Origin of the sequence: Bacillus cereus group sp. BfR-BA-01356 (genome assembly GCF_022663635.1) — a bacterium.
Lineage (GTDB): Bacteria > Bacillota > Bacilli > Bacillales > Bacillaceae_G > Bacillus_A > Bacillus_A cereus.
This window is the reverse complement of sequence record NZ_JAKUFX010000228.1, coordinates 1-3,649: the sequence shown is the minus strand read 5'-3', so window position 1 is coordinate 3,649 and position 3,649 is coordinate 1. Positions and strand designations below refer to the sequence as shown.

The following is a 3,649-nucleotide window of genomic DNA, read 5'->3' as shown; positions in this document are numbered from 1 at the left end:
TGAACGTTACCAAGAAAAATTAAACGGCTTAAGCCCATTAGAATACAGGGTTCAAGCCGCTTAAAGTGTTTTTTATTATTTCCACTGTCTACTTGACAGGGAGCTGTTCATACATAACTGGATTCCTCATCATTTAATCGTTTTTATTTTACAAGTACATTTTCTCTTAATTCCCTTTTCAACACTTTCCCTAAAGCATTTTTCGGTAATTTGTTCATAAATACAACTTTGGGTATTTTATAACTTGCTAGTTTTTCTTTACAATGCTGTATAATTTCTTCTTCCGTTAAAGACGTTTGCATATCTTTTACAATGTACGCTGTCGGAACCTCACCCCAAAAGTCATCTGGAACTCCAACTACTGCAACTTCTAAAACACCATGTATTTCATGAATAACATCTTCTACTTGATCTGGATATACGTTGTCACCACCGCGTATAATAACGTCTTTATATCTTCCCATAATATGCAGGAATCCATCGTCATCTATCATGCCAGCATCACCCATGTTAAACCAGTTATCTTTTACTACCTTCTTTGTCGCCTTTTCATTATTCCAATACCCTTTAAACATGTATGGACTTTTCACATGAATCTCTCCAACTTCATTTGTTGTTAGTTCATGTCCTGTTTCCGGATGAACAATTTTCACCTCTACATTTTTCAAGGTTTTTCCTACAGAAGACATCTTTTCTTTTCCCATCATTGGATGCCATGAGGTTACAACCCAACCTTCTGTACTACCATAACCTTGCACCATATATATTCCTTTTTCCATATATTTTTGAATGAGTGTTTCTGGCACTTTTGTACCACCGCTTTGTGCTACTTTAAAGGTTGAAATATTACGTTCTTTTTTATTTAATTCATCAAGCATGTAACTATAAACAGCAGGGAACGCAAGCATCGTAGTAATTTTCTCTTCTTCAATCTTATCCCAAATAAGAGTAGGATTCGAATCAGCTAAGAAAATCATCGTAACGCCATGATAAATACAATTTAAAATAGAAAGCACGCCACTCATATGGAACAATGGATGCACAGATAAAAAGCGTTCACCTGCTGGGATTTCTCTTTGTCCCGCAATTTCAGCAAAATAATGATGTAAGTTTTTATGTCCAATTACACATGCTTTCGCCTGTCCAGTCGTTCCTGAAGTAAATAAGTAAATGGCATCGTCTTCTTCATGAACTTCTACGTTCGGTTCTGTCGTTGGCTGTTTTTGCAACTCTAATTCAAATGAACCAAAGCCTTCTTTTGTCGTTTGAATTACATAAGGGATTTCTTTAACAGCATCAACATTTAATAACACTTCACTAAATTCTTCATCAATAACTAACACTTTTAATTTCGCTTCTTTTACAATCGTTTCTAATTCATATACAGTAAGCTGATGATTTAGCGGAATAAATACCGCTCCAATTTTTAAACTTGCCATCATAACGCTTGGAAATGGGTGATTATTTTTGCATAGTATTCCTATACGATCTCCTCTTTGCACACCATTATGTAACAAATAATGTGCAAGCTGATTTACTCGTTCATTATATTGCTGAAACGAATATCTTTTCTTCCCCCCTACAAGCGCTTCCAAATTTGGTGATTGCATTGCTCTTTTTTGTAGTAATTTTTGCATCGTTCTCAAGTAAAACTCCCCTTTATATATGTTAGGTTTTTTATTTTACCAGATTAACTATTAATTTACTAAAGATTACACTTAGTGAATATAAGAAGAATATAAAATAGCCATTTACTTCATAAGTAAATGGCTATTTTTCATTATATATTAGAATACTTCTTGTTCATTACATATTGCACATACTCAGGTGCACTTTTATCAATCTCTTCATCACTTAGTTTATATTCTGCACCATATAAATAAAAGGAAGGTATAAATTCCATACCTGTATATAGGCATGTAGCTTGGAATGGTTTCGTCAACTCATCCATTGTAATCCCACTATTTTCATAGTCTTTTTCTAATCCACCTATAGAAATAGCTACACCAAATTCTTTCCCCTTCACTTTATCTCCTTGTGATCCGTACGCAAATCCATATGTTAATACATCATCGAACCATTTTTTTAATAATGGTGGTGTGCTGTACCAGTAAAGCGGAAATTGAAATATATATCTGTCATGTTCTACTAATAACTTTTGCTCTTCTTCAATATTAAACTCCCAATCCGGTGCCACCTTATATAATTCATGCACCGTAATTTCATCTGAATGTTTCTCAAGTTCTTCTATCCATCTTTTATTAATTTTTGATTTTTCAATATGAGGGTGTGCTACAATTACAAGTGTTCTCATCATTTTCCAGCCCCTTTATAAATTAATCAATCCTTTACGTATTAGTATGAATGAGTTACATATAATTGAAAAGTACGTACTTTCAGGTACTATAGGAACCTTGAAGTACCTTTGGAGGTGTTATATGAATCAAAATGATAATTGCCCAATTGCAACAACACTCGATGTAATCGGTGGAAAATGGAAAGTTCATATTTTATGTATTTTGTCGGATGGAAAAATGCGAACAAATGAAATTAAACGAGAAATCCCAAACATTACACAAAAGGTTCTTACACAACAACTTCGGCAACTTGAAGCTGATGGGATTATCTATCGTACCGTATATCAAGAAGTACCACCAAAGGTTGAGTACACACTAAGTGAATACGGAAAATCTTTAATGCAAATAATGGATAATCTGTTTGAATGGGGAAAAGATCATCAAATTAAAAGATTACATGACTAAAAAAGCACTATATACTTTGTTTCATCCTCTACGTTCATATTTTTTATTTCTATAAAGTTTATTTTCATCATTTTTTAGCTAACTTGTTTTCTTAGATTGATGGACGTGACGCCACATCCATCAATCTAAAAAGATACAATTAGAAAAATGAGATTTCTATAAATTTTCGCATATAAACACTACTTCCGCCTCATTAAACGCTCGCTCTACTTTTTCTAATCTCAATTGTACGTAAGCTATAAAGAAGCACCCCTAAACCGAGAATTTTTTCATTATTAGACGCATTAGAACCTAAGGTAATAGTAGGTACATTTAAACCCATAAACCTTTCACTCCATTCTATAGGCATATAAAAAGATACTCCTTAAAAATAAAAAACGCTATTCTCTCTGTATGGAGTGAACCCTGAGAATGAGACGATAAAAAACACCTCTCTAAATCGTAAGTATCAGTTATGATTTTAATGGAGGTGTTTTTCGTATGGGGAAAAAGGCGCATTATCCTGCCGAAATAAAGTGGAAAGTAGTTGAAATGAAACACCAAGGATTCAAAAATAAAGAAATTATGGATGCCTTAGGAATTAGACATGTGGCTCAAATTAAAACTTGGATGAAATGGTATCGTGAAGGCGAAACCTATCGGTTTGAACAATCTATTGGAAGACAATCTGCACATGGAAAAGGCTTAAAAAGGTTAACAGAACTTGAACAAAAAGAATTAGAAATACGTTATTTAAAGGCAAAGATTATATTGCTGGAAAAGTGCCAAGAAATCTTAAGACCAACTATGAAAAGTCAAGGGGACATTTTCATAAAATATTGCTAGAGGATTTTGAAAATAAATCCACTGGATTCGATAGGAAGTGGCTAAACGTCTTCATAAAGTAT

5 protein-coding genes are annotated in these 3,649 nt (G+C 33.5%); 2 read left to right on the top strand and 3 right to left on the bottom strand.

The window, feature by feature from the left end:
- Positions 1-143: 143 nt before the first annotated feature.
- Both MR168_RS32460 and MR168_RS32455 read right to left on the bottom strand, forming a co-directional pair.
- On the bottom strand, positions 144-1,646 hold the full coding sequence (locus MR168_RS32460) for a class I adenylate-forming enzyme family protein (protein WP_140159370.1): 1,503 nt from the start codon (positions 1,644-1,646) through the stop codon (positions 144-146).
- Positions 1,647-1,780: 134 nt separating this feature from the next.
- Complete coding sequence (locus tag MR168_RS32455; RefSeq protein ID WP_016123075.1) at positions 1,781-2,314, bottom strand: NAD(P)H-dependent oxidoreductase; 534 nt, start codon at positions 2,312-2,314, stop codon at positions 1,781-1,783.
- A 124-nt stretch (positions 2,315-2,438) separates the two neighbouring features.
- On the opposite strand from MR168_RS32455, the gene MR168_RS32450 reads away from it, so the two are divergent.
- Positions 2,439-2,762, top strand: a complete 324-nt coding sequence (locus tag MR168_RS32450) for a winged helix-turn-helix transcriptional regulator (protein ID WP_001072981.1) — start codon at positions 2,439-2,441, stop codon at positions 2,760-2,762.
- Between the two features lie 193 nt (positions 2,763-2,955).
- Here the strand turns inward: MR168_RS32450 and MR168_RS32445 are convergent, their stop codons facing one another.
- Positions 2,956-3,111, bottom strand: coding sequence for a hypothetical protein (locus tag MR168_RS32445; RefSeq protein WP_001121202.1), 156 nt, complete (start codon positions 3,109-3,111; stop codon positions 2,956-2,958).
- Between the two features lie 131 nt (positions 3,112-3,242).
- On the opposite strand from MR168_RS32445, the gene MR168_RS32440 reads away from it, so the two are divergent.
- The gene (locus MR168_RS32440; protein ID WP_086411986.1) at positions 3,243-3,587 is read left to right on the top strand and encodes a transposase; all 345 of its coding nucleotides are present in this window, start codon (positions 3,243-3,245) and stop codon (positions 3,585-3,587) included.
- Positions 3,588-3,649 lie beyond the last annotated feature (62 nt).